This window comes from Gemmatimonadetes bacterium SCN 70-22, assembly GCA_001724275.1.
Classification (GTDB): Bacteria; Gemmatimonadota; Gemmatimonadetes; order Gemmatimonadales; family Gemmatimonadaceae; genus SCN-70-22.
In genome coordinates this window covers 118988-143561 of record MEDZ01000009.1, presented here as the reverse complement: position 1 = coordinate 143561, position 24574 = coordinate 118988, and the positions used below count along the sequence as shown (strand labels likewise).

Genomic DNA, 24574 nt, shown 5'->3' with positions numbered 1-24574 from the left:
TTTACCCGCCGCCCACGTCATTCGTGCCCGCGCCGAGGATCCCCATGCGCCCCGTTCACCGGCAGTTCACGGCATGACCCGATTCCGCACGCTGCGCGTCGCCTCCTGCGCGCTCCTCGCCCTGGCGTCGGCGGCGCAGGGGCAGGAGGACTCCGCGGCGTCGCCCGCGCGCGCGAAGCTCGGTCTCGCCGCCGCTGGGGCGTTCGTGATGAGCGCCGGCTGGGCGAGCATCGAGCGTGGAATCCACGGTGTCGCGCTCGGCACCACCGTCGACTTCGGACACTTCCGGTCGCCCCGGGTGCGGCTCCTGGCCGACCTCGAGTACCTCCTCACCCTCCCGCATGAGGAGTACGTGGAGGTGGACGGACAGAGCTACCGCGACGTCTTTCGCGACCTCTCCGGGCACGTCGCCGTCGCCTTCCACGCGACCGCGCCCACCGCGAAGGTTTCACCCTATGTGGTCACCGGGGTCGGGGTGCACGTCCTGTCGAGCACCTTCGGCTCGGTCCCGATCGACCGACGGTACAACACCAACAACTTCGGACTGCTTGGAGCGGTGGGCGTGCGCCTGGGGGTCGGGGGGAGCGGGCGCCGCGCGGTGCAACTCGAAGTGCAGGGGTTGCAGGCACGCGACGTCCGCCGTTTGAGCGTTCACGCCGGCGTGGCGACGCTCTTCAACGACCTCATTCGCCGGTGATCAGGCCAGTTGGGCGTCGAGTTCGATCACGACGTTCCCCTTGATGGCCCGGGAGACCGGGCACGCATCCTTGGTAGCCGCCGCGATGGCCTGGAACGCCTCGTTGGTGATGCCGGCGGCCGAAACCCTGGTCGAGAGCTTCATGGTGGTGATGGTGAAGCCGGCGTCCTGCTTCTCGATCGAGCAGGCGGCGCTGGTCTCGATGCGGGTGGAGGGAGTTCCGTTCCGCTCGAGGGCACCACTGAGGGCCATGCTGTAGCAGGCAGCATTGGCCGCGGCGAGCAACTCCTCGGGGTTGGAGCCCTTGTCCTCGCCGAAGCGGGTCCCGAACGAGTACTTGCCGCCGAGCGTCCCCGATTCGCCGGAGTACGTCCCCTTTCCCTCGCGAAGCGTTCCTTCCCAGACGGCAGATGAGTGGCGAGTTGGCATTGGCGTCGATTGGTTGGATGATCGTGCGTTGGTCGTGCGAGATCTTCTATACAATCCTCACGGGCGACGCCGGGTGCCAGTGCCTGCAGTGAGGCAAGTCCGACTGGCGGCGCGCCGAAGCGCGGTTAGGCTTCCCGCATGACTGCCCCTTCCCCTTCCCTTCCGCCCCGCCTGGAGCAGGTCCTGCGGCGCTTCGCCTCCCTGGGTCGCGAGGACAAGATGGCGGCGCTCGTCGCCTACGCCCGCAAGCTGGAGCCCCTCCCGGAGCGCTACCGCGACGTGGGCGACGACGGGTACGCCGTGCCGGAATGCCAGACGCCCGTGCGCCTCTTTTCCGAGACGTCCGATGGGCGCCTGCACTTCTATGCCGATATCAACGTGCGCCAGTCGCCCACGGTTGCGGCATTTCTCAGCATCGTCTTCGGCGCGGTGAACGACGAGCCGCCGGCCACGACGCTCGCCATCCCGGGCGATTTCGTGCGCACCGTGATGCAGAGCGTGGGGCTGGGGACGCGCGAAGTGGGGCTGGAGGCAATCGTCGCACGTCTCCAGCGACATGCCCGCGAGGCGATGCGCGCCGCGCCTCCCGCTCCCTGACCGCCGAATCCGTCACGATCCACCCTCCACCATCGCCGGGGCCACCATGCCGCAGAGCTACGCGAACCACACTCGCTGGTTTGTTCCCTATCACTTCATCGTCTCGCCGATCCTCACGGTCAACCTCGGCCTCGCGGTGTACGACGCCATCCGGCGCCCGGGCGCGTGGAGCATCTGGGGAGCGATCGTCGCCTTCGCGATCCTCGGCGGAATCGGCCTGGCGCGCGTCATGGCGCTCACGGTGCAGGACCGGGTGATACGTCTCGAGGAGACGCTGCGGCTGCAACGCCTGCTTCCCGCCGAGCAGCACGGTGAGATTGCGCAACTGTCGCGCAAGGAGTTCATTGCCCTGCGCTTCGCGTCGGACGCCGAGCTGCCCGCGCTGTTCCGGCGCGTGCGCAACGGCGAGTTTGCCGACGCCAAGGCCATCAAGCAGGCGATCACGCAGTGGCGCCCGGACTACCTCCGCGCGTAGCCCGGCGCTCCCACCATTCCCCTCACCCCGCGAACGGATGAACCCGCAGTTCTGGCGCCGCTGGCACCGATGGATCGGATTCCCCTCCGCCATCTTCCTCCTCTTCGCGTCCATCACCGGGATGCTGGTGGCCGGGACGGAGTTCTTCGGCGAGGCGGAGGCGCTGCGGGAGCGCACGCGCGACCTGGTGAGCCCCGTGACGGCGGCGTCGGAGGCGGCCTCGTGGAGCGATCCGGTGCAGCGGGCGCTGGCGACGGTCGCGGCCACGGCTGGCGACGCGCCGGTGGACAAGATCGAGGTGCAGTTCAAGGGCGACCGCCCCACGGTGACCGTCTTCACCGGCAAGCCCGCGGGGGGCGAGGACCGCAAGTTCATCATCCACGCGACCACCGGGGCGCTCCTCGCCACCGAGACCTACGCCGACAAGCCGTTCCTCTATCGGCTGCACAGCGGCGAAGCGTTCGGCGACGGCGGGCTCGTGCTGGCCATGGCGTGGGGGCTGTGCCTGGCCGCGCTGACGGTCAGCGGCTTCCTCGTCTTCTGGCGGATGCGCCGCCGCGACGCGACGGGGTGGCGCCGCTACTTCTTCTAGCGGGCATCGCCCGCACGCGTCACCCGGCGCCAGCCGCGCGACGGTCGTCGTGCCGGTCGTCGTGCCGGTCGGACCGCCGCTGCGGCCCCCCGATCGCGGCCATGCGGGCGCGCTGGCGCCGCGTCTGGTAGGGGACGAGCCAGAGGTAGATCCCCGTCAGCCACAACACGAGGACGACGATTCCCGAGGGGAGGAAGACGCCGAGCTTGGCCAGCGGGTGAAACCACGAGCCGTCGTGGAGCGACTCGAGCCAGTCGGAGCGGCGATAGGCGCTGTGCAGCACGGCGCCGCTCTCGGAGTCCACCTGCAGCTCCCAGCGGGCGTTGCTGGTGATCTTGACGATCCCCTTCCCGGGGCGGACGTCGAGCTTGTCGATGTCGTCCCAGCCGCGGATCCCGGCCTCGGGGACGGATCGCGCGATCGTCAGGAGGCTGTCGAAGGGGAGCGCCGGTGCCGTGCCGGCGCCGCGGACCTCCACCGGCTGGACCCAGCTCCAGTGCTTCTTGAGCTGCAGCAACAGCCCCGAGACGATCACGACCAGGAACGGGAGGGCGACGCCGATGGCCCCCCATCGGTGGGCCTTGCGCGAGAAGACGCGTGGATTGAACGACATCGCCACGGGATTGGGGGGACTCGTCGGGCAGCGGCTGGGAGGCTAGCGGAGGGCGAGCCCCAGGCGCAGCGTGCGGCCGGGTTGCGGCAGGCCACATTGATCGTACACCCCGGCGTCGACGATGTTGTCGATGTCGAGCGAGGCGACGAGGCGGGAAAAGAGCGAGTTCCCCTTCAGGACGAAGGCCCGCTCCGCGCCCCCCCCGGTCCAGGTCTGCGCCCCGAGCGCCTGGTTGCGCTGCGTGTCGGGGTTGACGCAATACTGCCGCCCGGCGTGGTCGACGCTGGCCCGCAGCGTGAATCCGGCAACCGCGGGGAACCGCAGGTCGGCGCCGAGGCGCAGGTCGGGCTGGTTCTCGGGCTTGCGCTCCGAGCCGCTCACGGCGGGATCGGCGATCCGGACGCGCTGGAGCAGGGCGTCCGCCGAGAGCTGCAACGCGCCGGTGCTGAAGCCGCCGAGGAGCTCCACCCCGGTGCTGCGGACCTCGTCGCGGTTGACGCGCTTGAACTTGCGGTTGGGAAGCGTGGTGCGGACGATCGCGTCATGGAGCGCGTTGTGGAACGCGACCCCCTGGAACTGGTAGCGGCTCGAGAGCAGCGTGGCGCCGGCTTCGCCGCCGACGAGGACCTCGGGGCGGAGCGTGGGGTTCGGCTCGAATCGGTTGAGGGCTCCCGAGTACAGCTCGCGCAGCGCCGCGAATCGCGCGCGCCGGTTCGCCGACGCGTGCAGGCGCCACTGCCCCCCGAAGGCGAGCGCACTCACCCCGAGCCGTCCCCCCCACTCGGCGAGGCGGCCGAGCGCCTCGCGGCCCGCGGTGTGCGGCGTCGTGCTGACGTCGACGGCATAGCCGCCGGTCAGGCGCAGCGTGCCGACGACGGGCTGCTCCACCTCCGCCGCGCCGCTCCACAGCCGCTGGGTGTATTCGTTAGGCGCGGCCCCGTTGAGCCCCTCGAGGTAGCGCACGCCCGAGTACGAGAACGCCGTGCGCAGCTCGCCGCGCCCCAGCGAGTGATCGGCCTGCAGCCGGGCCGTGGTCGTCGCCTCGTCCCCCGTCTCCGTCCCGACAATGGAGTCGTAGGCGGCGTCGCGGAAGCTCTCGATGGACGTGTACGAGCCGTTGCGGCCGACGACGAACTCCGCATCCCCCTCCCCGAAGGGGGTGCGGTGGCGCCCGGTCCCCGCCGTCACGAGCGAGAGCGAACGGTTCTGGTCGGGATAGCGCCAGAAGCGCGGCGCCGCGACGTGCAGCTCGGGCATGACCCCGCGCTCCAGTGCATAGCCGGAATGGCTCGCCCCGAGCCACGCCCCGCTCTGCGACAGGTAGCGCGCCGAGAGGAATCCGTCGCGCTGGTTCACGTCGCTGTTGGTGCGCTCGTGCGCGGCGTGCGGAAACGGGTCCGTCACCTGGTGGCTCAGGGCGATCGCATCCACGTTGCGATACCCCGCTCCCGCCCGAAGCGTGAGCTGCCCCGCGCCGAGCTCGAACGGCCGGGCGACGTCGCCCGCGACCGACTGCGTCCCCAGCTGGTCCGTCCCGAGCGACACCCCGACGCGCGTGCGCGCCAGGCGCTCCCCGCGATACGACGACATCCCGAGGTCGATCACCCCGCCCAGCGTGTTGGGCCCCTGCAGGAGCGTGCTCAGCCCGCGCACGACGTTCACGCTCACGATCCCGGTGGTCGGGAAGACCGACGGATCGGAGCGATGGTCCCACCCGATACTGAGCGGGAGCCCATCGAACAGGACCGCCGCCTGGCGCGAGTCGGAGCCGCGCACCGACAGCTCCGACTCGCCGCGGGAGTTCACGCGCACGAGGACGAACGGGACCTCGCGCAGCGCCCGGTCGAGCGGCGCCGCCGGCGCCAGGTGCAGCGAGTCGATCGTCAGGATGATGGCCGACGTCCCCCCCACGGTGGTCGCGCTCCGCCCGGCCGTGATGGAAAAGGTCTCGAGCCGCGTTCGCGCCGTGTCCGCGGTGCTGTCGCGAGCCACCCGCTGCCCCCTGGCCGGCGTTCCGGCCGACAGGATGGCGAAGGCGACGGCCGCAGCGAAGGCGATGGGACGACGCGACATGGGAGCTCGGCAGAACGCTGGGGAAAAGGCAAACCCGGCGTCGCCGCCACGATGGCGCACGACCCCGGTCATGAATTATTAACGACGAATCTCCGGGTACCGTTGACGCTCCGCAATCGGGGCTTCGCGCCGGCCGCGCCCCCTTTCCCCGTCCTCGGCGCCGGGGGACATTGACCGGATCGAGGCGCCCAGCGCCGGCACGCCCCGCGCGAGCGCCGCCCCGAATAGCCCGCACCAACACGCCATGTCCAAGCTGACCATCACGATCCGCAACAACGGCCCCCTCTTCATCGCCGCCGACGACGTCGACAAGCTGCAGCTCACCGATCACACCGGAGCACTCATCCCGCTCCCCACGGGAAAGGGGATCTCCCTCTGTCGCTGCGGCGCGTCGAAGCGGAAGCCGTTCTGCGACACGAGCCATCGGACGATCGGGTTCGACGGGACCCTGGCCGCAACGTCCTCGACGCCGTCCAGCACTCCCTCCGGCGCCCCGGCCGGCACCCCATCGAACGCGCCTGCGCCTTCGGCGTCGCCGTCATCATCGGGGGAGGGTTCGTCGGCGTGAACCCCGGAATCGCCCCCCGCACTACGCCGGTCGCCCCTCGCTCCGAGGAGGAGCTGGAGGAACGCCTGAGTCGCCCGACCCCCGAGGTCGTGGAGGCGCTGCGCTCGACGCCGGGCGACGTGGTGGTGCTGGGGGCGGGAGGAAAGATGGGGCCATCGCTGACCGCGATGGTGAAGCGCGCCGCGGATGCCCTGGGCGACGGCCGCCGAGTGGTCGCCGTCTCGCGGTGGGGGAATGCAGGTGACGCCGCTCGCCTCGAGGGGCTCGGCGTCGACCTGGTGCGCGCCGACCTGCTCTCGAGCGATGCCTGGAGGCGACTCCCCGACGCCCCGAACGTGTTCTTCATGATTGGGCAGAAGTTCGGGACCACGGCGGCTCCGTCGCTGACGTGGATGACCAACACCATCCTCCCGGCGCGAGCGGCGGAGCGCTACCGCGACGCGCGCATCGTCGCCTTCTCCACCGGCAACGTCTACCCGCTCACGCCGGCCACGGGGAGCGGGTCGCGCGAATCCGACGTACTCTCGCCGGTGGGGGAGTACGCGGCGTCGTGCGTGGGGCGCGAGCGCGTCTTCGAGGATGCGGCCGCGCGATGGGCGACCCGCGTGGCGCTGATTCGCCTCAACTACGCCGTCGACCTGCGGTACGGCGTCCTCGTCGATCTCGCCCAGCGGATCCTGCGCAACGAGGCGATCGACCTGGCCATGGGATACGTGAACTGCATCTGGCAGGGCGACGCCAATGCGATCGCGCTCCGCACCCTTCCGCTGGCGAGCGTCCCGCCATTCGTGCTCAACGTGACGGGGCGGGCGCGGCTGGCCGTGCGCGCCGTCGCGCTCGAGCTGGGCCGGCTCCTGGGGAGGGTACCGCGCTTCGCGGGGCGCGAGGGCGCGGATGCCCTCCTCAGCGACACCGACAAGGCGCAAGCGCTGTTCGGTCCCCCGCCGGTGGGAGAGGAGACGATCGCGGCGTGGGTGGCCGCCTGGGCGCTGGCCGGCGGGCGTACGTTAGGCAAGGCGACGCGCTTCGAGCGGCGCGACGGCGCCTTCTGACCCGCGTTGCCATGTCACTGCGCCCCCACCTCCTGGCCGGGCAGGTCATCCCCGCCCACCCGCTGGCCCTCACCCCCCGTCGCACGCTCGACGAGCGGCGCCAGCGCGCGCTGACGCGCTACTACGTGGAGGCCGGCGCGGGGGGCATGGCGGTCGGCGTGCACACGACGCAGTTCGCCATTCGCCAGCACGGGATGCTGCGCGAGGTCCTGGCGCTGGCCGCGGAGGCGGCGCGCGAGTGGCTGGCGCGCGCGCCCCGCCCCTTCGCCCTCATCGCCGGGGTGGTGGGCGACCGGCGACAGGCGGCCGACGAGGCCGAACTGGCGCGCTCGTTAGGCTACGACGCCGCCCTCCTCTCGCTGGCCGGGCACGACGAGGCGACGCACCGCGACCTCATCCGCCATTGCCAGCGGGTCGCGGAGGTGCTCCCGGTCGTCGGCTTCTACCTGCAGCCCGCCGTTGGGGGGCGCGTCCTGGACTTCCGCTTCTGGCGCGACTTCGCCGAGATCCCGAACGTCGTCGCCATCAAGATCGCCCCGTTCAACCGCTACCAGACGCTCGACGTCGTGCGGGCGGTGGTGGAAGCGGGGCGCGACGACGTCGCGCTGTACACCGGGAACGACGACGCCATCGTCACCGACCTCCTCACTCCCTTCACCTTCACCAGCGGCGGGCCCCCGCCACATCGCCGGCGGGCTGCTGGGACAGTGGGCCGTGTGGACGCGGCGCGCCGTCGAGCTGCTCGAGCAGGTCAAGGGCGTGCGCGCCCCGGGATCGGGCGAGGGACGTGCCCCGCTGCCCGGCGCGGGGCAGCCCGCCCCCCCGCTCGTCCACCCGCCAGATGCAAGCATCACCCGATGGCTCTCCCGCGCCGCCGCGCTCACCGACGCGAACGCCGCCATCTTCGATGCCGCCAACGGCTTCGCCGGGTGCATTGCCGGCATCCACGAGGTGCTGCGCCGGCAGGGGCTCCTGCGCGGCACGTGGTGCCTCGACCCCCGCGAGGGGCTCTCCCCCGGACAGGCCCGCGAACTCGACCGGGTGGCCCTGGCGCACCCGGAACTGGCGGACGACGCCTTCGTGGAAGAGGGGCTGGCGCGCTGGCTGGGGTGAGCGGCTAGACGAGTTGCGCGTGCCACGACGCCGACGCCGGGCGCTCGAAATCCGCCCGGTATGCGCCGACGGTCGTGACGGTCGTGTCGAAGACCGGCACGTCGCCACCGATCTCCCCCGCCCTGGCACGACTGGCGTACGTCTCGCGATCCACGCACTGCACCATGCCCCGCGCGTCCCGATAGAAGACGCGCCCACCGGCCACCAGCGAGGTGCCCAGCGTGCGCTCGAGCCCCTGCAGGATGTGGAACAGGGCGTCGACCGAACATCCCGAGGCACCCGTTGCCGACTGGTCGACGCCGACGGCCAGGAAGCGTCCGTGACGCCAGTCGCGCGCGCAGGTCAGCGGGGCGCCGTGCGCCTGCCATCCGGCCAGCCACGAGTCCACGTGCCGCAACAGCGCTGCCTCGAGCTCGCCCCGCAGGGCATCGCTCGCACCAAAGACCCAGACGCGCGCGTCGTCGGGGAGTGAATCGAAAGGGACAATCGGCATGGCTCGTACGCTCTCCGTCACGGCGGCGCGTCGCGCGCCGCCACCTGGCAAGTTATCGCCGCGCAGAATCGGACGCCGGCTTCGCCCCGCCCGCGCGCCCGGTGGCGAGCGAATCGATGAAGGGCGGTCGCCCCTCGCCAATCACGATCGGGGCGTCGAGCGCATCCAGGAACTCGCCCTTGAGGACGCGTTGCCCCGCCGGCGAGAAGAGGTAGCGCACGAAATCCGCCGCCCGCGCCGCGTGCGGGGCGCCGGTCGGAATCGTCAGCCCGTAGCGGATCGGTGTGCCCGTCATCTCGATCGAGTCCCCCGGCTCGGCCCCGAGCACGCGCACGCGCGCGGCGCCGTAGGCAGCCGCAAGACGCTCGTCCCCCAGGTCGATGTCGGGGGGCACGGCGACGAAGGACAGGCGCGCCCCTCGCGCCGACGACTCGTACATCCAGGCATAGTCGATTTCGTTGGACTGGAGCAGTGCCACCAGCTCCGCGGATTTCGGACGCATGTTCCGCCGCGCGGCGCTCGCCTCGAGGCGTTTCGCCAGCCCGGGCTCCGCGTAATGTCGCTCCGCCAGCTGAAAGAGCATCAGCGTCCGATACCCCGCCGGGTCGAGGTCGGGGTCCGCCCGCCCCGTCTCCACCTCCGGCCGCTGCAGTACCGAGCGCCAGTCCCCCGCCTCGGCCTCGCTCACCCGCTTGGCGTTGGCACCGTACGCGAGCACGAGGCGATTGCGGGCGAAGCGGGCGTACCAGGTCACCTTCCCCGGCATCAGGAAGCGCGGGAAGACGTCCTCGTCGGCCAGGGCGACCAGGTCGGCCGACTTCCCGAGGTCGGTCAGCCGCCGGGCCAGTTCGAGGCTCCCGGCCGACTCGAGGGTGTACGTCGTCCCGGTGTGCCGGGCGAAGGAATCGAGCGCGGCGCGCATCGGGCGCGCGAGGCTTCCAGCCGCGAAGACGGTGATGGGCTCTCCGGCGGCGGCGGAGTCGGCGCTGCCGGCCGCGGGGGTGCGCTCACGCCCGCAGGCGGACGCGGTGGCGACGAGCAGAGTCGCCGCGACCACGGCGCGACGACGCATGTGATGGCGAGACATGCGTCGGAAGCTAATGCGTCTGCCGGGCGCAGTGCGGGCAGGCGCGTTCGCCGGAGGGGAGCCGCAGTACCGACTCCTCGGCGATGACGCCGTGGATCGGGCAGGCCAGCCCAGCCGCCCCACCCGCCCGCGCCGCGCGCGCGCGCGCCCAGCGCCTCCCCATCGGCGTGAAGCTGGTGACGCCGAAGTACAGCAGCGTCCCGATCGCCACCACCAGCGCGGCGACGAGCACCGTTTCCATTATGATGGCGGCCATCAGAACGGCAGAAGACGAGAAGACGAGAAGACGAGAGACCCGGGGGTTACCGCACGCCCTCGGCGCGCAGGGCAACTTCCAGCTCATTGTGCTCGAAACGGAACCCGGCGTCCAGCAGCTTGCGGGGGACCACGCGTTGCCCCTCGATCACCGTGGCCCGCCCCATTTCGCCGTAGAGCAGCTCGATCGCGAACTCGGGGACCGGGGCGAAGGTCGGGCGGCGGAGGAGGCGGCCGAGCACCGCGGTGAAGTCGGCGTTGGTCACCGGGTTCGGGGCCGTGACGTTGACCGCCCCCTCGAGGGTCGTCGTCGCCAGGGCGAACTCGATGGCGCGCAGTGTGTCGGTGAGCGAGATCCAGCTCATCCACTGACGCCCGCGCCCGATCTTGCCGCCGATCCCCAGCGAGAAGATCGGGAGGAGCTGGGCCAGCGCACCCCCCTTGGGACTGAGGACGATCCCGACCCGCGGATGGACCACGCGAATCCCCGCCGCGCGCGCCGGGTCGGCCGACGATTCCCACGCGCGGGCGATGTCGGGGAGGAAACCGCTCCCCGAGGGCGACGACTCGTCGAGGAGCTCGTCGCCCCGATCTCCGTAGATCCCGATGGCCGACATGCTCACCAGGACCGCCGGCCTGCGCGCCAGCCCGGCCAGGGTGCGCGCGAGGAGCGTGGTCCCCTGCACCCGCGAGTCACGAATCGCGCGCCTGGCGGTCGCGCTCCATCGCTGGGCAATCGACTCTCCCGCCAGGTGCACGACGCCTTCCACCCCCTCCAGCGCGGCCGCGTCGAGCACGGTCGCCGCGTCCCACGTGACGTCCGGCGCCGCCGGGCCGTTCCGCCCCCGCCCGATGCGCAGCACGGTGTGCCCCGCCCCTTGCAGCCGGCGGACCAACGCCTCGCCTATGAATCCCGTTGCCCCGGTGATCGCAATTCTCACGATGCCACCCTCGCCTGGCCTCCTCGCCTGGTCTCCTCGCCTGGTCTCCTCGCCTGGCCTCCTCGCCTCCCCGGGCGCGCGCCGCGACGCCCCGCCCGCGTGCGCGCCTAGGCGGCCTCGCCGTCCAGGAGCCGCCACAGGTACCAGCAGGCAATGGTCCGGTATGGCGCCCATTTGGCCCCGATCGCCTGCACACGCCGCGCATCGGGGAGCTTCCGCAGCCGGTAGGCCTCCTTGATCCCCTTCCGGATCCCCAGGTCGAGATCCGGGAGGATGTCGAGGCGACCGAGCTTGAACATCAGGAACATCTGCGCCGTCCACACACCAACGCCCTTCACGCTCGTCAGGTGCCCGATCACGCCCTGATCGTCCAGTTCGTGCAGCGACTCGATCGGGATCGCCCCGGCGTGCACGCGCGCCGCCAGGTCGCGCAGGTAGCTCATCTTCTGGCGAGAGATCCCGGCGCCCCGCAGCGCCTCGTCGTCGAGCGCCACGAGCGCCGCGGCATGCGGGCGTTCGCCGCCGAACAGCGACTGGAAGCGGTCGTAGATCGTGGCCGCCGCCTTTCCCGACAGCTGCTGATGGATGATCGACCGCGCCACGGCCTCGAAGTGCGAGAGCTCCGGGCGCGTCGTGAAGCGACAGGGACCGATGGTGTCGATCACCCCGGCCATCACCGGGTCGGCCCGGCGAAGGTGGTTCACGGCCTTGCGATGCATGGGAGAACACTACGCAGTCCGGGCGCGGCGTGCGATTGCCCCCCGCGGCTGGCGCCCGCGGGTGCGCCGGGTAGCTTGCGACCCAGCCGTCCCGACGCCCGGAGCCCGCCCCATCGTGCCTCGCCCCACCTGCCTCGCGGCCAGCACCCTCGCCTCCGTGAGCCGCCCGCTCCTGCTCGCGCTCCTGGCCGTCGGCGCCCCTGCGTCCGCGCACGCCCAGGACGGCGCGGTGCACCGCGGGGCCGCCTCCATCTCCGAGCACGACGTGCGACGTCGCATCGAGGTGATCGCTCACGACTCGATGGGGGGGCGTGACACACCGTCGCGCGGGCTCGAGCTCACGGCGGCGTTCGTCGCCGCCGAGTTCGCGAGACTCGGGCTCGAGCCGGCGGGCGACGCCGGACGCTTCGTCCAGCGATATCCGCTCGGGCGATCGCGCATCGACGGCGACTCGTCGCGAGCCGTCTTTCGCGCCAACGGATCGACCGCCCGCGCCAGCGCCCGCCGTGACCTGGTGTATGTCTTCGGCCCGCGCACCGGTCGCCCGGTCACCGGCGGGGTCGTGCTGGTGGGAGGGCCGTTGCGGCCAGACGCGGGTAAGGCGCTCGACGTCGAAGGGAAGATCCTCGTCGTCGCCCCCAACACGCGCGCCCCTGGCTCCGCCCCGGTCAACCAGTTCCTGGCCGGCGCCTACGAGCGCAACCCGGCAGCCGTCGTCATCGTGCTCGACAACGACACGCTGACCCTCGCCCGACAGGTGGCCAACCAGTTCCGCGAGCGTGGTCCGGTCGACGGCGAGACGGAACGCGACCCCGTGGTGACGATGGTGCACCAGCGCGCCCTCGGCGACGTCTTCGCCGACGCCGGGATCGACCTGGCTGCGTTCCGCGCCGCGTCATCCTACATGGTGCGCGCGCTCGATGCGCTGGCCATCGAGGTCACGATCGCCGACGTCGGCGGCCCGGGGACGAGCGCGCCGAACGTGGCCGCGATCCTCCCGGGGAGCGACCCGGTGCTTCGGAACGAGTACATCGTCTTTTCCGCCCACATGGATCACGTGGGCATCGATTCGCGCGCCGAAGGCGACAGCATCTGGAACGGCGCCGACGACGACGCCTCGGGGACGGCCGGGGTGCTGGAGCTCGCCGAGGCGTTCAGCGTGGCGGAGGCCCGCCCGAAGCGGTCGCTCATCTTCGTGACGGTGAGCGGCGAGGAGAAGGGGCTGTGGGGGAGCAACCACTTCGCGTCCCACCTCCCGGTTCCTCTGTCGCAGGTGGTGGCCAACATCAACATGGACATGATCGGGCGCAACTGGCCCGACACGATCGCGGTGATCGGGCGGGAGCACAGCGACCTGGGGGCCACACTCGACCGCGTCGCGGCGGCGCATCCGGAGCTGCGCATGCAGCCCATCGACGACCCGTGGCCCCACGAGAACTTCTACTTCCGCTCGGACCACTACAACTTCGCGCGCCGCGGCGTCCCCATTCTCTTCTTCTTCAACGGAACGCACCGCGACTACCACCAGGCGAGCGACACCCCCGACAAGATCGATGCCGAGAAGGAGGCGCGGCTCCTCCGCCTCATCTACTACCTCGGCCAGGATGTGGGGAACGCACGCGATCGCCCGCGCTGGAACCCGGACAGCTTCGGTCGCATCGTCGACAAGGCGTACCAGCCCTAGCGATCGACAGCGACGTGGCGCCACGGCGGGCAGGCCGCGACACCTCCGGGGCCGTGCCCGGACGCGCTACAGCGCCCGCACCAGCGCCCGGGCCGCGGCAATCTCGTCGTCGTTCACCACGTGCCCCATCCCAGGATAGATGCGCGTATCGACGGCCCCCCCCAGCCCGGCCAGCACCTCGGCGCTCTCGTGGACGCGCGCGAGGGGGATGTGCGAGTCGATGTCGGAGCACCCGATGAAGATTGGGGTGCCGTCGAGCGAGCCGAGGTAGCGGCGCGGCGTGTCGTCGGGACCGATGAGGCCCCCGCTGAAGGCGATCACCGCCCCGTAGCGCCGCGCATGGCGCGCGACGAATTCGAGCGTGAGACAGGCCCCCTGCGAGAAGCCGACGAGGGCAATGCGCTCCGCGGGGATCCCGCCCCCCTCGATGTCGGCCACGAGGTCGGCGAGCGCCCGGATCCCGGAGGTGATCCCCGGCTCGTTCTGCGGGATGGGTGAAAGGAACGAGTACGGATACCACGTGTTGCCCGCAGCCTGCGGCGCATACCACGCGAGATGTTCGGCGCCAAGGAGCGGTGCGAGCGAGAAGATGCTCTGCGCCGTCGCGCCGCGCCCGTGCGTGAGGATCAGCGCGCCGCGCGCCTCGGAGAGCAGCGCCCCGCCGGCGAGGACGGGTTGCCCCTGGTGTGGTCCCTGGATCGGTGTCGTCATGTGGCAAATGAGGGGGGAGCGGCCGGGCGGCGCGATGGCACCGCCCGGCATCGCTCGTGTTGTCAGACCTGCAGCGGCTGGAGCCCAGCCTCGATCTGTTCGCGCTCGGACTGCAGCCACGCCGGAAGGCGAAGCTCGGTCCCCAGGGTCGCGATCTCCTCGTCGATGGTGAAGCCCGGCCCGTCGGTGGCCACTTCGAGCAGGAGCCCGTCGGGATCCCGGAAGTAGATCGACTGGAAATAGCTCCGGTCCATCACGGGCGAGACCGACACCCCCCGCGACAGCAGGTGATCGCGCCACGCCAGCTGCTCGTCGGCCGACGCCGCGCGAAAGGCCAGGTGGTGCATCTGCCCCACGCCGCCGCGCGCCGGCCGTCCGCCGCGCGGCCAGCCGAAGAACGTGAGGGCCGAGTGTGGCTTGACCTCCGCGCCGTCGTAGGACGCCCAGAACCAGTGCTTCGTGCCGGGGTCGTCCTGGTTGAACGACTTCTTGACCAGCTTGAGCCCGAGGGCGCTGTCGTAGAAGTCGTTGAGCCGCTCGAGGTCGCTGGTAATGGCGGAAACGTGGTGGATCCCCTCCAGGGCCATGTCGAGGGTGATGACCGGGACGGGCTCGGGCCACGTGCGGGCGGCGATCGCGGCCTCGTCGCGCGCGCCGCGGATCTCGGCGCTCGTGGGTGGGGCCAGCTCGATCCTGCCCAACGCCTCGATGGGTTCGTCGACGGCGTAGCCCGGGCCACGGGTGGCGATCTCGAGCACCTGCCCGTCGGGGTCGCGGAAGTAGATGGAGCGGAACCACCCGCGGTCGAAGGGGCCGCTGACGGCCACGCCGGCGTCGTTGAGGCGCCGCTTCCACATGAGCTGGGCCTCCGGGGTGGCGACGCCGAGCGCCAGATGGTGCACGCCCCCCACGCCCCAGTGCCCGTGCGCGACGTTCCCCCACTCGAAGAAGGTCAGGATCGTTCCGGGGCTCCCCGTGGCATCACCGAAGTAGAGGTGGTACGAGGTGGGGTCGTCGAAATTGACGGTGCGCTTCACGAGCCCGACGCCAAGCAGGTCGCGGTAGAACGCGAGCGTGCGGCGCGCATCGGACGAGACCATGGTGACGTGGTGGAAGCCGGCGGTGGCGAGCGAGGGCATGGTGGGACTCCTGTGGGTGGTGCAATCGCGTCTGTATCTCAGTACTGAGATATCCTGTTTCATGAACCCGCGAACCGGCGAAAAGGTGCCCGGCTTCGGGCGGCCCGGTCAGGGCGGCCCGGGCAGGGCAGCCCGGGCAGGGCGGTCGGGGCGGTCAGGGCGGGGCGTCGGCCGCGGCGGCGGCCAGCCCCAGCTGCTTGAGGAGGCGCGTGGCCTCGCGCTGTTCGGCGACCCCGAGCCCCCGCATGGCCGCTGCGATCCGGCGGGCGTGGCGGGGGAAGATCCGGTGCATCAGGCGTCGCCCCTGGCTGGTGAGCGCGGCATAGCGGGCCCGCTTGTCCTCGGCGCAGGTGCGCCGTTCCACGAGCCCCTTCTCCACCAGGCGGTCCACCAGGAAGGTGATGCCGCCACTCGAGACGAGGATCCGCTTCTGGATCTCGCCCTGAAGCGTGGGGCCGCGATGGTACAGGAGCTCGAGCACCGCGAACTCGGTGAGCGACAAGCCGTGGCCGCGGGCATCCTGCGTGGCCTGCTCGTTCACCGCGGCGAAGGCGCGCGCCAGCGTGACCCACAGCTTGAGCGCTATCTGCTGCTCGGCGGGGAGGGAGGCGGTCGATGCCGGGGGCGTGACCTTGGGTGCTGGCATATATCTCAGTAATAAGATATATCGACGCCCACGCCAGGCAATGGTGCCGCGGGCCATGGTGCCGCGGGCCATGGTGCCGCGGGACATGGTGCCGCGGGGCACGGCCGGCGCGCGCGTGCCGCCGCGCGGCGCGCCCCGGCCGCTGGTAACCCGAGGCGCCGGGCGATATTCTCCGGCGCCCCCTCACCCGCCATGGAGCGCCGCATGTCGTCGAAGGAGATCACGCACCACCGCTGGAGCGACATCCCCCGGGAAACCGTCAGCCACATGATCGATCGCAAGATCATCACCGGCGACGGGATCATGATCGCCCAGATCTTCCTGAAGCAGGGGGCGATCGTCCCGCGCCACCAGCACCACAACGAGCAGGTCACCTACATCCTGGAGGGAAGGCTCCGCTTCTTCCTTGGTGAGGACGAGACGCGCGTGGTCGACGTGGGAGCCGGCGAGGTGCTGCACATCCCGGCATGGGCGTGGCACAAGGCCGAGGCGCTGGAGGACACGCTGGACGTCGACGTCTTCTCGCCGCCGCGCCAGGATTGGCTCGACAAGACCGACGACTACCTGCGCCAGGGAAACAGGTGAGGGCGCGGGCGCCCCGCGCCCGCCGCGCCGATGCCTAACGCCTGGCGCGCCGGTGCCAGGCGTGCCGCCCCGCCGAGACGAGGGCGACCGCGACACCCGCCGCGATGAGCCACCCTCCCCACCGGGTCTGCGCCGCATGGAAGTCCGCGCGCTGCACCCACGTTTCGCCCATGGGAGCGGCATAGGTTCCATCGGCGATGGACGTCAGCGCCTGGCGTCCGAGGAAGAAGAGGGCGACACCGCCGGCCAGGAGGAGGGCGGCGACCGCGTCGACCGCGCGGTCCCGGGGGCGGACCCCCGTCTCACGGGACGGCGGCGGGGTGAGCGGGGCGGCTCCCCCATCGACGGGAGCGGGGGGTCCTCCCCCGGCAGTTGGCAAGGACGGAGCGGTCACGGTCGAGGGCGATACGCGGGTTGGGAGTTCGCCGTCCCCCGCCCGGCGGGGGGATGGGGGGCGCAGCGGTAACGGCCACCGAGGAAAGGGACGACGCGTCGCGAGAAAGGGCACGCACGAGGGACGTGACGCCCGCGTGACGCGCATCGCCAGGTTGGAGACGGTCCCGTCACCCTGCAACACGTTGCACGGCAACGCGTTGCCCTTGTCTCCCCTCGGTCGTCCTTGCGGTGATGCCGCCCTCCGTCCCGTTGCACCGTTCCCGCCTCTGGCGCCTCGCTTCGATCGTCGCCGCGACCGTGGTCGCGGCTGCCGCCACGCGCAGCGGGATCAGCGCAGCGTTAGGCAAGCCGGTCGAGGCCCCCCGTCGCGCCGAGCTGGTGAACGTCCCGGTCGTGCGGAACGGCTCGGTCGCCGCCAGCCGCGCGATCGACTTCGACTCGTTGAGCGGGCGCTCGGGCGACCTGCGCATGCGCCTCCTGACGCTGGAGGAGATCGAGGCCTTCCCGACGCTCACGCGCCAGATCGGCCCCGACGTCCGTGCCCCGGGCATCCACGGCGTCGCCACCCCGGCCCTCGCGTCGTCGTTCGCCTTCGTCACGCTCACGCCGTGGCGCAGGAAGATCGGGAGCTACGTGAACGGCTACCACGTCGGACTCTGGCCCGGCGAGCTGCGCGCCGTGAGCACGTCGTACGACAACCCCGCGGGATTCATCGAGGTCACGCCCGAGAACGCGGACACGCGCGTCTCGACGCACTTCACCCTGCGCGACTTCATCACGCACGACCAGACGCACGTGTGGCCCAAGTACGTGGTGCTGCGCGAGGAGTTGCTGGACAAGCTCGAGCTGGTCCTCGACGCCCTGGAGTCGTTCGGCGTCGCGACGCGCCACGTCGTCGTGCTGTCGGGCTTCCGGACGCCGCAGTACAACGCGCGAGGCGGGGGCGAAGGGATGGCGCGCTCGAGCCGCCACCAGTATGGCGACGCCGCCGACCTCATCATCGACGCCAATCGCGACGGGCGCATGGACGACCTGAACCGCGATGGCGTGGTCGACTTCGCCGACGCCCAGGTGATCGACCGTGCCGTGCAGCTGGTGGAGCACCGCAACCCCGACCTCGTGGGCGGGCTCGGCCTCTATCACGAGATGGGCCCCAGTGGCCCCTTCGTCCACATCGACGTGCGCGGGAGCCGCGCCCGGTGGACGAACAGCGTCCGCCGCGGACGCGGCCAGGCGGTGGCGGCACAATCTTCCGATGTGACGACCGGCGCCGTTCGCCTGTCTGGCACATGTCAGGCTGACGGAGCGATGTCGGTCCTCTGCCGGGGGAGTCGGTAGGCGGCTCACCCGCAGTGCAAACGGAGCAGGCGGCGCACACGCGCCGCCTGTTTCGTTTCGTACCGGCACCGGGCACGGAGGGATGCGCCCGGCGCCGGGCCGGCGCGCCGACGGCGGCGCGGTCGCGCCCGTCGCGTCGAGCGCTCAGCCCCTGTTGATGGTGTAGATCCACTCGTCACGCAGGGCGCCGTCCTTGATCGCCGAATTCCTGGCGGTGTAGGCGAGCGTGAAGCCCACCTTCTCGAGGACGCGGGCCGAGGCGGGGTTGTAGGTGAACACTCCGGCCTCGAGGTGCTGGATCTCGGTGTTCTCCCAAATCCACCCCACGAAGGCGCGCACGGCCTCGGTCGCGATCCCCCGCCCGCGCGCATCCGCCCCGAGCCAGTAGCCCACCTCGGCCGACACCCGATGGATGTCCTCACCGGGCATGTACACGACGCCACCGACCGCGGCGTCATCGACGGCGACCGCGAAGTTCCGTTCCGGTTCCTCCGCCAGGACGCGGGCGATGAAGGCGTCGGCATCGGCCAGGGTATAGGGGTGCGGGAAGCGGTCGCGCACCATGATCCAGATGTCGCGATCGTTGGCGACGGTGGCGAGGCGCGCGGCGTCGGCGGGACGCCAGGAGCGAATGGTGCACTGCGGGAGGGGGAGGTGCATCGGTCCGTGACGTGAGACGCGGCCGCACACGCCCGCGATGACGAGCGAAGCGCGTGGCGTGCGCGTGAGTCGGTTCCAACATCCACCGGGCGCGCCCACCCGTCCAGTCTCGGTGGACATGGCTTGCTTGTGGCGAACGCCGGAGGGCGTACATTGGCGAACGGCGGGGAGCGTGAAGGCGAGGAGCCCCAGACGACCATTTTCGCCGGTGACGTGACATGAGGCGCTCGATTCGACTTGCCGTCCGGGGGGTGCAGCTGTCGGGCACGGCGCTGGCCATCGCATGGTCGCCACGCGCCTCCGGCGCACAGGCCGTCGCCATTTCCGCGCAGCGGGTGTTCGACGGGGCGAAGCTGACCGGGGCCGCGACGGTCGTGGTCGAGCGGGGGCGCATCACCAGCGTCGGGGCGCTCCCGGCGGGGTTCCGCGGGGTGCGCTACGATCTCGGCGACGCGACGCTGATGCCGGGGCTCATGGATGTGCATGCGCACGTCGCGTGGTACTTCAACGCCCAGGGGCGCCTCCACACGGAGCGCGACGGCGAGACGCCGGCGCAGGAGGCGATCGCCGCGGCGGGAAATGCGTACGCCACCCTGGTTGCCGGGGTCACCACGGTCCAGTCGCCGGGGTCGCCCGGGGACAAGGACCTGCGCGACGCCATCAACCGTGGGGCGGTGCCCGGGCCACGCCTCCTGACCTCGTTAGGCTCGCTGAGCGAGGCCAGCGGATCACCCGACGAACTCCGCCAGAAGGTCCGTGACTTCAAGGCGCGCGGTGCCGACCTCATCAAGCTCTTCGCCTCGAAGTCCATCCGGGAGGGCGGGGCGCAGACCATGACCGACGCGCAGCTGCAGGCGGCGTGCGGCGAGGCCCACGCACTCGGGCTCCGCGTCCTGGTCCACGCCCACGCCGCCGGGGCCGTGAAGGCGGCGGTCGACGCGGGGTGCGACCAGGTGGAGCACGGGGTCTTTGCCACCGACGAGGTCTTGCGGCTGATGGCGCAGAAGGGGACCTACTTCTCCCCGCAGTGCGGGCTCGTCTTCCGCAACTACCTCGACAACCGGGCCCGGTACCAGGGGATCGGCAACTACAACGACGCCGGCTTCAGGTCGATGGAGGAATCGCTCCCGCTGGCGACCGCCGCCGTGCGCCGGGCCGTCAACACGCCGGGGCTCAAGGTGGTGTTCGGGACCGACGCCGTGGCCGGTGCCCACGGCCGCAACGTCGAGGACCTGATCTGCCGCATCGAGGAGGCGGGGGAGCCATCGCTGCAGGCGCTCGCGGGGGCGACGTCGCTCGCCGCCCGCTCGATGGGGCTGGCCGACTCGCTGGGGACGGTGGCGCCGGGCATGGTGGCCGACCTGGTGGCCTTCGCGGGTGACGTGACCCGCGACGCCACGGCCCTCCGCCGCCCGCGCTTCGTGATGAAGGGCGGGCACGTCTACCGCAACGATCCATGACCGGGCCGCTCCGCTCCCGGGGGGCGGCCTCGCTCGCCCTCACGGGCGTGCTGGTGCTGGGCGTTGCCCCTGGCGGGGCCTCCGCCCAGCAGGGGAGGCGGGGGGCTGGCCCGATGGTCGAGTGGCCCGCGTACGGCGGCGATGCCGGCGGGATGAAGTACTCGCCCCTCGCCGACATCAATCGCGACAACGTCGCGCAGCTCGCTCCCGCGTGGCGCTGGGACACCGGCGACCCCGCGTCGCCTCCCGCCGATTCGGGGCGGCCGGCGCGACCGGGGAACTTCCAGGCGACGCCGCTCATGATCGGCGACACGCTGTACCTCCCCACCCCGCTCAACGTCGTCGTGGCGCTCGACGCCAACACCGGGCGCGAGTACTGGCGCTACGACCCCGGTGCCTATCGCGCCGGACAGCCCTCCAACGGGACGGGGCTGGTGCACCGCGGAGTGGCGGCGTGGAGCGACGGCCGGCAGCGCCGCATCTTCATCAACTCGCGCTGGCGGCTCATCGCCCTCGATGCGTCGACGGGGAAGCCGATTCCCTCCTTCGGCGCCAACGGCGAGGTGGACCTCACCGCACAGCTCGACCGCCCGGTGAATCGCCGGCACTACACCAACACGTCGCCGCCGGTGGTGTGGGGCGACCTGGTGATCCTGGGGAACGGGGTCGGCGACCGCCTGGCCTACAAGGGTGATCCCCCGGGCGACGTGCAGGCGTTCGATGTGCGCACGGGGAGGCGCGTCTGGGCCTTCCGCACCGTGCCGCACCCCGGGGAGGTGGGGAACGAGACATGGGACGGCGATTCCTGGCGCTACACCGGGCACACGAACGTCTGGGCGCCGTTCACGGTCGACTCGGCGCGCGGGATCGTGTACCTCCCGGTGGGGACGCCGTCCAACGACTGGTACGGCGGACGCCGCCGCGGGGCGAACCTCTTCGGGGAAGCGATCGTGGCGCTCGACGCCCGCACGGGGACGCGCCTCTGGCATCACCAGCTGGTCCATCACGGCTTGTGGGACTACGACCTCCCCGCCCCGCCTAACGTGGTGACCATCCGGCGTGGCGCGAGCCGCGTGGATGCCGTGCTCGTCCCGACCAAGCAGGGGTGGATCTTCGCGTTCGACCGCGTCACGGGGGCGCCACTCTGGCCCATCGAGGAACGCCCCGTCCCGCCGAGCGACGTGCCCGGGGAAGCGGCGTGGCCGACGCAGCCGTTCCCCGCCAGGCCGGCTCCGCTCGCGGCGCAGGGGTTCGGGGAGCAGGACGTCATCGACTTCACGCCGGCCGTGAAGGCCGCCGCCCTCGCCAAGCTGCGGACGTTCCGATTCGGCCCGCTCTTCACCCCGCCGTCGCTGGAGGGGACCGTGACCAGCCCGGGGGCGATCGGCGGCGCCGGCTGGGGAGGGGGGGCGTACGATCCCGAGACGAACGTGCTGTACGTCAAGGCGACCAATGCCCCGGCGCTCTGGAAGCTCGCGCGGCGCCCCACACCCTCGGACACGAACGACAGCGACTTCTTCACCGACCCCGACGCCCCGTCGTTAGGCGTGGTGGTCCCGGGCTTCGAGCGGGACTCGGCCGGGAAGCCCGTCCCGCCCCTCCCGATCAACAAGCCACCGTACGGCGTCCTGACCGCGATCGACATGGCCACCGGCGAGCACCGCTGGCAGGTGCCGATCGGCGACTCTCCCGCGGTGCGCCATCACCCGGCGCTGCGGGGGGTCCCGCTGCCGCCGGCGTTAGGCGTGGCCGGCGCGCCGGGTGGGGTCGTGACGCGCGGCGGGCTCCTCTTCCTCACGGGGGGCGGGAGCACGCTGTACGCCATCGACACCCGCGACGGGAGCGTCCGCTGGTCGCACGCGCTGGGGACCGTGGGCTATGCCAATCCCATGACCTACCGAACGCGTGCCGGCCGGCAGTTCGTGGTGATCGCCACCGGTGCGGGGGCCGGGACGGCGCTGCGCGCCTTCGCCCTCCCGTAACTTCCCGCCTCACCCCCGCGTAGGGAATGGCGCCGCACGCCGCGCGGCGCTCTTTTCCGGAGTCATGAGCGAAACCGTCCTCAGCATCGCCCTCGGGCTCGGGCTCGCCACCGCCGCCGGACTGCGGGTCTTCGTCCCCGTCTTCGGGGCCGGCCTGGCCGCGCACTTCGGATACCTCCCGGTCTCCCCCGGCTTTTCGTGGGTAGGGACCACCCCGGCGCTCCTCGCCTTCGGGACGGCGACGGCGCTGGAGGTCGGCGCGTACTACATCCCCTGGCTCGACCACCTCCTCGACGTGGTGGCCACGCCGGCCGCGGTGGTCGCCGGCATCGTGGCCAGTGCCGCCGTCATCACCGACCTCCCGCCGACGGTGCGATGGAGCATCGCCATCATCGGGGGCGGGGGAGCCGCCGGCATCGTGCAGGCGCTGTCGGTGGGGACGCGCGTCAAGTCGACCGTGACCACCGGCGGCATCGGCAACCCGGTCGTCGCCACGGGCGAGACGGCGGGGGCGGTCGTCATCACGGCCGTGTCGATCGTCGTCCCCGTCGTCGCCCTCTTGCTGTGCACCGTCGCGGGTGTTCTCGTCTTCCGCGCGGTCCGACGCCGCCGTTCCCGGCGACCGCCCGGCCCGCACACGCCCGCACCCTGACGCCGCCCGACGCGCGGCGCCGCTCGTCCACTTCCATCAGGAGCGTACCATGGGGCTCATCTACACCCTCATCATCGGACTCGTCGTCGGCTTCATCGCGCGTGCGCTGTACAAGGGAGACGACTCGATGGGACTCCTCAAGACGATGGTCCTCGGCATCGCCGGCGCCTTCCTCGCCGGATTCCTGGGACGCCTGGTGGGGTGGTACTCGCCCGGCGAAGGCGCCGGACTGATCGCATCGGTGCTCGGGGCCATGGTCGTGCTCTGGATCGCCAAGCGGGTGGGGGCCAAGGCGTGAGGTCACGGACACTGGTGGCGCGCGCGCCGTCGGGGCTGCGACGCGCGCGCGCTCGTTGCACCTGGACTCTGGAGTCAGGGGGCGGGGGAGCGAGGATGGCGCTGGCCTCGATCGCGGCGGCGGCGCTCGCCCTCCCGGCCGCGGGGCAGGCGCCACGCCAGACCGATGCCGATCACTACACGCGCTACGAGCTGCTGGAGCCCGGGAGCGCCAGGTTCCGCATCATCTACGAAGTCACGGCCACCACGCCGGGGGCGACGACGTACTTCAACGTCATCCGGAAGGGGAGCATCGCAACGGACGAGGCGGTCTACGACCGCATGACCGGGAAGCCGCTCCCGTTCCAGGTCGTGGGTGGCGCCGTCGCCCGAGATGGCGGGGTGCGCGGCGCCGACAGCACGGGCCAGTACATCAGGATCACGCTGGCGCGCCCGGTCCCTCGCGACGGCGAGGCGCGCCTTCGCATCGACAAGACATACGAGGACGCGCGCAGCTACATCGCCGGCGGCGACTCCATCGTCTACACCAGGCCACTCGGCATCCGCCGGAACGCGGTCGTCCTGCCGGCGGGATACGAACTGGAGTCGGTGAACTACCCGTCGCAGGTGATCACCGAGGCCGACGGGCGCATCGCCGTCTCGTTCATCAACACGGGAGTCGGCGAGGTCCCCTTCGTGGTGAAGGGGCGCAAGTCCGCGCACCCCGCCGTGGCTCGCGCGCTGGGTGGGGCAAGTGCCAGCCGCCTGGCCGAGCGGGCCCACCAGGATCGCGAGATCGTGTACTTCCTGCAGCAGCCGGAGACGCACGCCTTCGACCTGTACCACGATTACACCGAGTCGCGTCCCGGAGTGGACAAGTACCTGAACGTGGTGCGGGGGGGGAGCCGGGCCTCGAACCCCTCGGCACGCATCCTCGACACCGGGGAGTCGCTCCGCACGCGCACGCTGACGGGGAGCGCGATCACCCGCGCCGGGATCGACATCGGGGCGCCGGTGACGCCCGAGGCCGAAGTGGTCGTGATCGACTTCGCCCCGGTGAAGGCGGGGGAGTCGGTGCGGCTGCGCATCAGCGAGACCTACACCGACGCCGCACGCTATTCGCTGCGCGGTGACACACTGGTGTGGGACCGCGCCTTCGGGCGGCCGGCCAACGCGATGGTGCTCCCCGCGGGATGGGCACTGGCCAACTGCTCGGTGCCGGCCACCGTCTCGCGCACCGACGATGCGCGGGTTCGGCTGGACTTCGTGAACCCGCGCAACGACGACATCGCGGTCCTGGTGACGGCAGTGCGGCGCTAGCCGCTGCGCGGTGCTGGCGAG

Annotated in this window: 27 protein-coding genes and 1 pseudogene; 15 read left to right on the top strand and 13 right to left on the bottom strand. The window is 71.6% G+C overall.

Features of this window, described 5'->3' with window-relative positions; translation table 11 throughout:
• Window positions 1-73: 73 nt before the first annotated feature.
• A complete protein-coding gene (locus ABS52_06755) occupies window positions 74-697 on the top strand; it encodes a hypothetical protein (GenBank protein ODT04073.1) in 624 nt (207 codons plus the stop codon).
• Here the strand turns inward: ABS52_06755 and ABS52_06750 are convergent, their stop codons facing one another.
• Complete coding sequence (locus tag ABS52_06750) at window positions 698-1126, bottom strand: hypothetical protein (GenBank protein ID ODT04072.1); 429 nt, start codon at window positions 1124-1126, stop codon at window positions 698-700.
• 219 nt (window positions 1127-1345) lie between these two features.
• Between ABS52_06750 and ABS52_06745 the strand changes: the two genes are divergently transcribed.
• The 3 genes from ABS52_06745 to ABS52_06735 are packed head-to-tail and all read left to right on the top strand — an operon-like array spanning window position 1346 to window position 2790.
• Window positions 1346-1723 carry a hypothetical protein gene (locus tag ABS52_06745; GenBank protein ODT04071.1) on the top strand — a complete coding sequence of 126 codons (378 nt, stop codon included), beginning with the start codon at window positions 1346-1348 and terminating at the stop codon, window positions 1721-1723.
• A gap of 46 nt (window positions 1724-1769) precedes the next feature.
• The gene (locus tag ABS52_06740; protein ODT04070.1) at window positions 1770-2198 is read left to right on the top strand and encodes a hypothetical protein; all 429 of its coding nucleotides are present in this window, start codon (window positions 1770-1772) and stop codon (window positions 2196-2198) included.
• Between the two features lie 37 nt (window positions 2199-2235).
• Window positions 2236-2790 carry a hypothetical protein gene (locus tag ABS52_06735; protein ODT04069.1) on the top strand — a complete coding sequence of 185 codons (555 nt, stop codon included), beginning with the start codon at window positions 2236-2238 and terminating at the stop codon, window positions 2788-2790.
• Window positions 2791-2809: 19 nt separating this feature from the next.
• Here ABS52_06735 and ABS52_06730 read toward each other — a convergent pair whose 3' ends face one another.
• Window positions 2810-3403, bottom strand: a complete 594-nt coding sequence (locus ABS52_06730; protein ID ODT04068.1) for a hypothetical protein — start codon at window positions 3401-3403, stop codon at window positions 2810-2812.
• Window positions 3404-3445: 42 nt separating this feature from the next.
• Complete coding sequence (locus ABS52_06725; GenBank protein ID ODT04067.1) at window positions 3446-5476, bottom strand: hypothetical protein; 2031 nt, start codon at window positions 5474-5476, stop codon at window positions 3446-3448.
• 244 nt (window positions 5477-5720) lie between these two features.
• On the opposite strand from ABS52_06725, the gene ABS52_06720 reads away from it, so the two are divergent.
• The 3 genes and pseudogenes from ABS52_06720 (at window position 5721) to ABS52_06710 (ending at window position 8209) form a co-directional block, all read left to right on the top strand.
• Window positions 5721-6044 carry a hypothetical protein gene (locus ABS52_06720; protein ID ODT04066.1) on the top strand — a complete coding sequence of 108 codons (324 nt, stop codon included), beginning with the start codon at window positions 5721-5723 and terminating at the stop codon, window positions 6042-6044.
• Between the two features lie 8 nt (window positions 6045-6052).
• Window positions 6053-7096 carry a hypothetical protein gene (locus ABS52_06715; GenBank protein ID ODT04140.1) on the top strand — a complete coding sequence of 348 codons (1044 nt, stop codon included), beginning with the start codon at window positions 6053-6055 and terminating at the stop codon, window positions 7094-7096.
• Window positions 7097-7107: 11 nt separating this feature from the next.
• Window positions 7108-8209: pseudogene (locus ABS52_06710) on the top strand (dihydrodipicolinate synthase family protein).
• Between the two features lie 4 nt (window positions 8210-8213).
• Here the strand turns inward: ABS52_06710 and ABS52_06705 are convergent.
• The 5 genes from ABS52_06705 to ABS52_06685 all read right to left on the bottom strand — a co-directional run bounded on the left by ABS52_06705 (window position 8214) and on the right by ABS52_06685 (window position 11704).
• A complete protein-coding gene (locus tag ABS52_06705; GenBank protein ODT04065.1) occupies window positions 8214-8702 on the bottom strand; it encodes a hypothetical protein in 489 nt (162 codons plus the stop codon).
• Between the two features lie 52 nt (window positions 8703-8754).
• On the bottom strand, window positions 8755-9774 hold the full coding sequence (locus ABS52_06700) for a hypothetical protein (GenBank protein ODT04064.1): 1020 nt from the start codon (window positions 9772-9774) through the stop codon (window positions 8755-8757).
• Window positions 9775-9799: 25 nt separating this feature from the next.
• Window positions 9800-10045 carry a hypothetical protein gene (locus ABS52_06695; GenBank protein ID ODT04063.1) on the bottom strand — a complete coding sequence of 82 codons (246 nt, stop codon included), beginning with the start codon at window positions 10043-10045 and terminating at the stop codon, window positions 9800-9802.
• A 46-nt stretch (window positions 10046-10091) separates the two neighbouring features.
• Entirely contained in the window at window positions 10092-10985 is an 894-nt protein-coding gene (locus tag ABS52_06690; GenBank protein ID ODT04062.1) for a TIGR01777 family protein, read from the bottom strand.
• 107 nt (window positions 10986-11092) lie between these two features.
• The gene (locus ABS52_06685) at window positions 11093-11704 is read right to left on the bottom strand and encodes a hypothetical protein (GenBank protein ODT04061.1); all 612 of its coding nucleotides are present in this window, start codon (window positions 11702-11704) and stop codon (window positions 11093-11095) included.
• Window positions 11705-11861: 157 nt separating this feature from the next.
• Between ABS52_06685 and ABS52_06680 the strand changes: the two genes are divergently transcribed.
• Window positions 11862-13388: a hypothetical protein gene (locus tag ABS52_06680; protein ODT04060.1), complete on the top strand. Its 1527-nt coding sequence runs from the start codon at window positions 11862-11864 to the stop codon at window positions 13386-13388.
• A gap of 66 nt (window positions 13389-13454) precedes the next feature.
• Here ABS52_06680 and ABS52_06675 read toward each other — a convergent pair whose 3' ends face one another.
• The 3 genes from ABS52_06675 to ABS52_06665 form a co-directional block, all read right to left on the bottom strand.
• Window positions 13455-14099, bottom strand: coding sequence for a phospholipase (locus ABS52_06675; protein ID ODT04059.1), 645 nt, complete (start codon window positions 14097-14099; stop codon window positions 13455-13457).
• Window positions 14100-14161: 62 nt separating this feature from the next.
• On the bottom strand, window positions 14162-15238 hold the full coding sequence (locus ABS52_06670; GenBank protein ODT04058.1) for a glyoxalase: 1077 nt from the start codon (window positions 15236-15238) through the stop codon (window positions 14162-14164).
• Between the two features lie 154 nt (window positions 15239-15392).
• Window positions 15393-15884: a hypothetical protein gene (locus ABS52_06665; protein ODT04057.1), complete on the bottom strand. Its 492-nt coding sequence runs from the start codon at window positions 15882-15884 to the stop codon at window positions 15393-15395.
• A 204-nt stretch (window positions 15885-16088) separates the two neighbouring features.
• Between ABS52_06665 and ABS52_06660 the strand changes: the two genes are divergently transcribed.
• A complete protein-coding gene (locus ABS52_06660) occupies window positions 16089-16469 on the top strand; it encodes a hypothetical protein (GenBank protein ID ODT04139.1) in 381 nt (126 codons plus the stop codon).
• Window positions 16470-16503: 34 nt separating this feature from the next.
• Here the strand turns inward: ABS52_06660 and ABS52_06655 are convergent, their stop codons facing one another.
• Entirely contained in the window at window positions 16504-16848 is a 345-nt protein-coding gene (locus ABS52_06655) for a hypothetical protein (protein ODT04056.1), read from the bottom strand.
• A 248-nt stretch (window positions 16849-17096) separates the two neighbouring features.
• On the opposite strand from ABS52_06655, the gene ABS52_06650 reads away from it, so the two are divergent.
• Window positions 17097-18203: a hypothetical protein gene (locus ABS52_06650; protein ODT04055.1), complete on the top strand. Its 1107-nt coding sequence runs from the start codon at window positions 17097-17099 to the stop codon at window positions 18201-18203.
• A gap of 144 nt (window positions 18204-18347) precedes the next feature.
• Here ABS52_06650 and ABS52_06645 read toward each other — a convergent pair whose 3' ends face one another.
• On the bottom strand, window positions 18348-18863 hold the full coding sequence (locus ABS52_06645) for a hypothetical protein (protein ID ODT04054.1): 516 nt from the start codon (window positions 18861-18863) through the stop codon (window positions 18348-18350).
• A 251-nt stretch (window positions 18864-19114) separates the two neighbouring features.
• Here ABS52_06645 and ABS52_06640 point away from each other — a divergent pair, with 251 nt between their 5' ends.
• The 5 genes from ABS52_06640 (at window position 19115) to ABS52_06620 (ending at window position 24553) form a co-directional block, all read left to right on the top strand.
• On the top strand, window positions 19115-20323 hold the full coding sequence (locus ABS52_06640; protein ODT04053.1) for a hypothetical protein: 1209 nt from the start codon (window positions 19115-19117) through the stop codon (window positions 20321-20323).
• The gene (locus ABS52_06635; GenBank protein ID ODT04052.1) at window positions 20320-22305 is read left to right on the top strand and encodes a hypothetical protein; all 1986 of its coding nucleotides are present in this window, start codon (window positions 20320-20322) and stop codon (window positions 22303-22305) included. Before ABS52_06640 ends, ABS52_06635 begins: the two co-directional genes overlap by 4 nt.
• A gap of 64 nt (window positions 22306-22369) precedes the next feature.
• Window positions 22370-22957 (top strand): hypothetical protein, encoded by a 588-nt coding sequence (locus ABS52_06630; GenBank protein ODT04051.1) that lies wholly within the window; start codon window positions 22370-22372, stop codon window positions 22955-22957.
• 49 nt (window positions 22958-23006) lie between these two features.
• Window positions 23007-23255 (top strand): hypothetical protein, encoded by a 249-nt coding sequence (locus ABS52_06625; GenBank protein ODT04050.1) that lies wholly within the window; start codon window positions 23007-23009, stop codon window positions 23253-23255.
• Window positions 23256-23350: 95 nt separating this feature from the next.
• Entirely contained in the window at window positions 23351-24553 is a 1203-nt protein-coding gene (locus ABS52_06620) for a hypothetical protein (protein ODT04049.1), read from the top strand.
• Window positions 24554-24574: the final 21 nt, after the last annotated feature.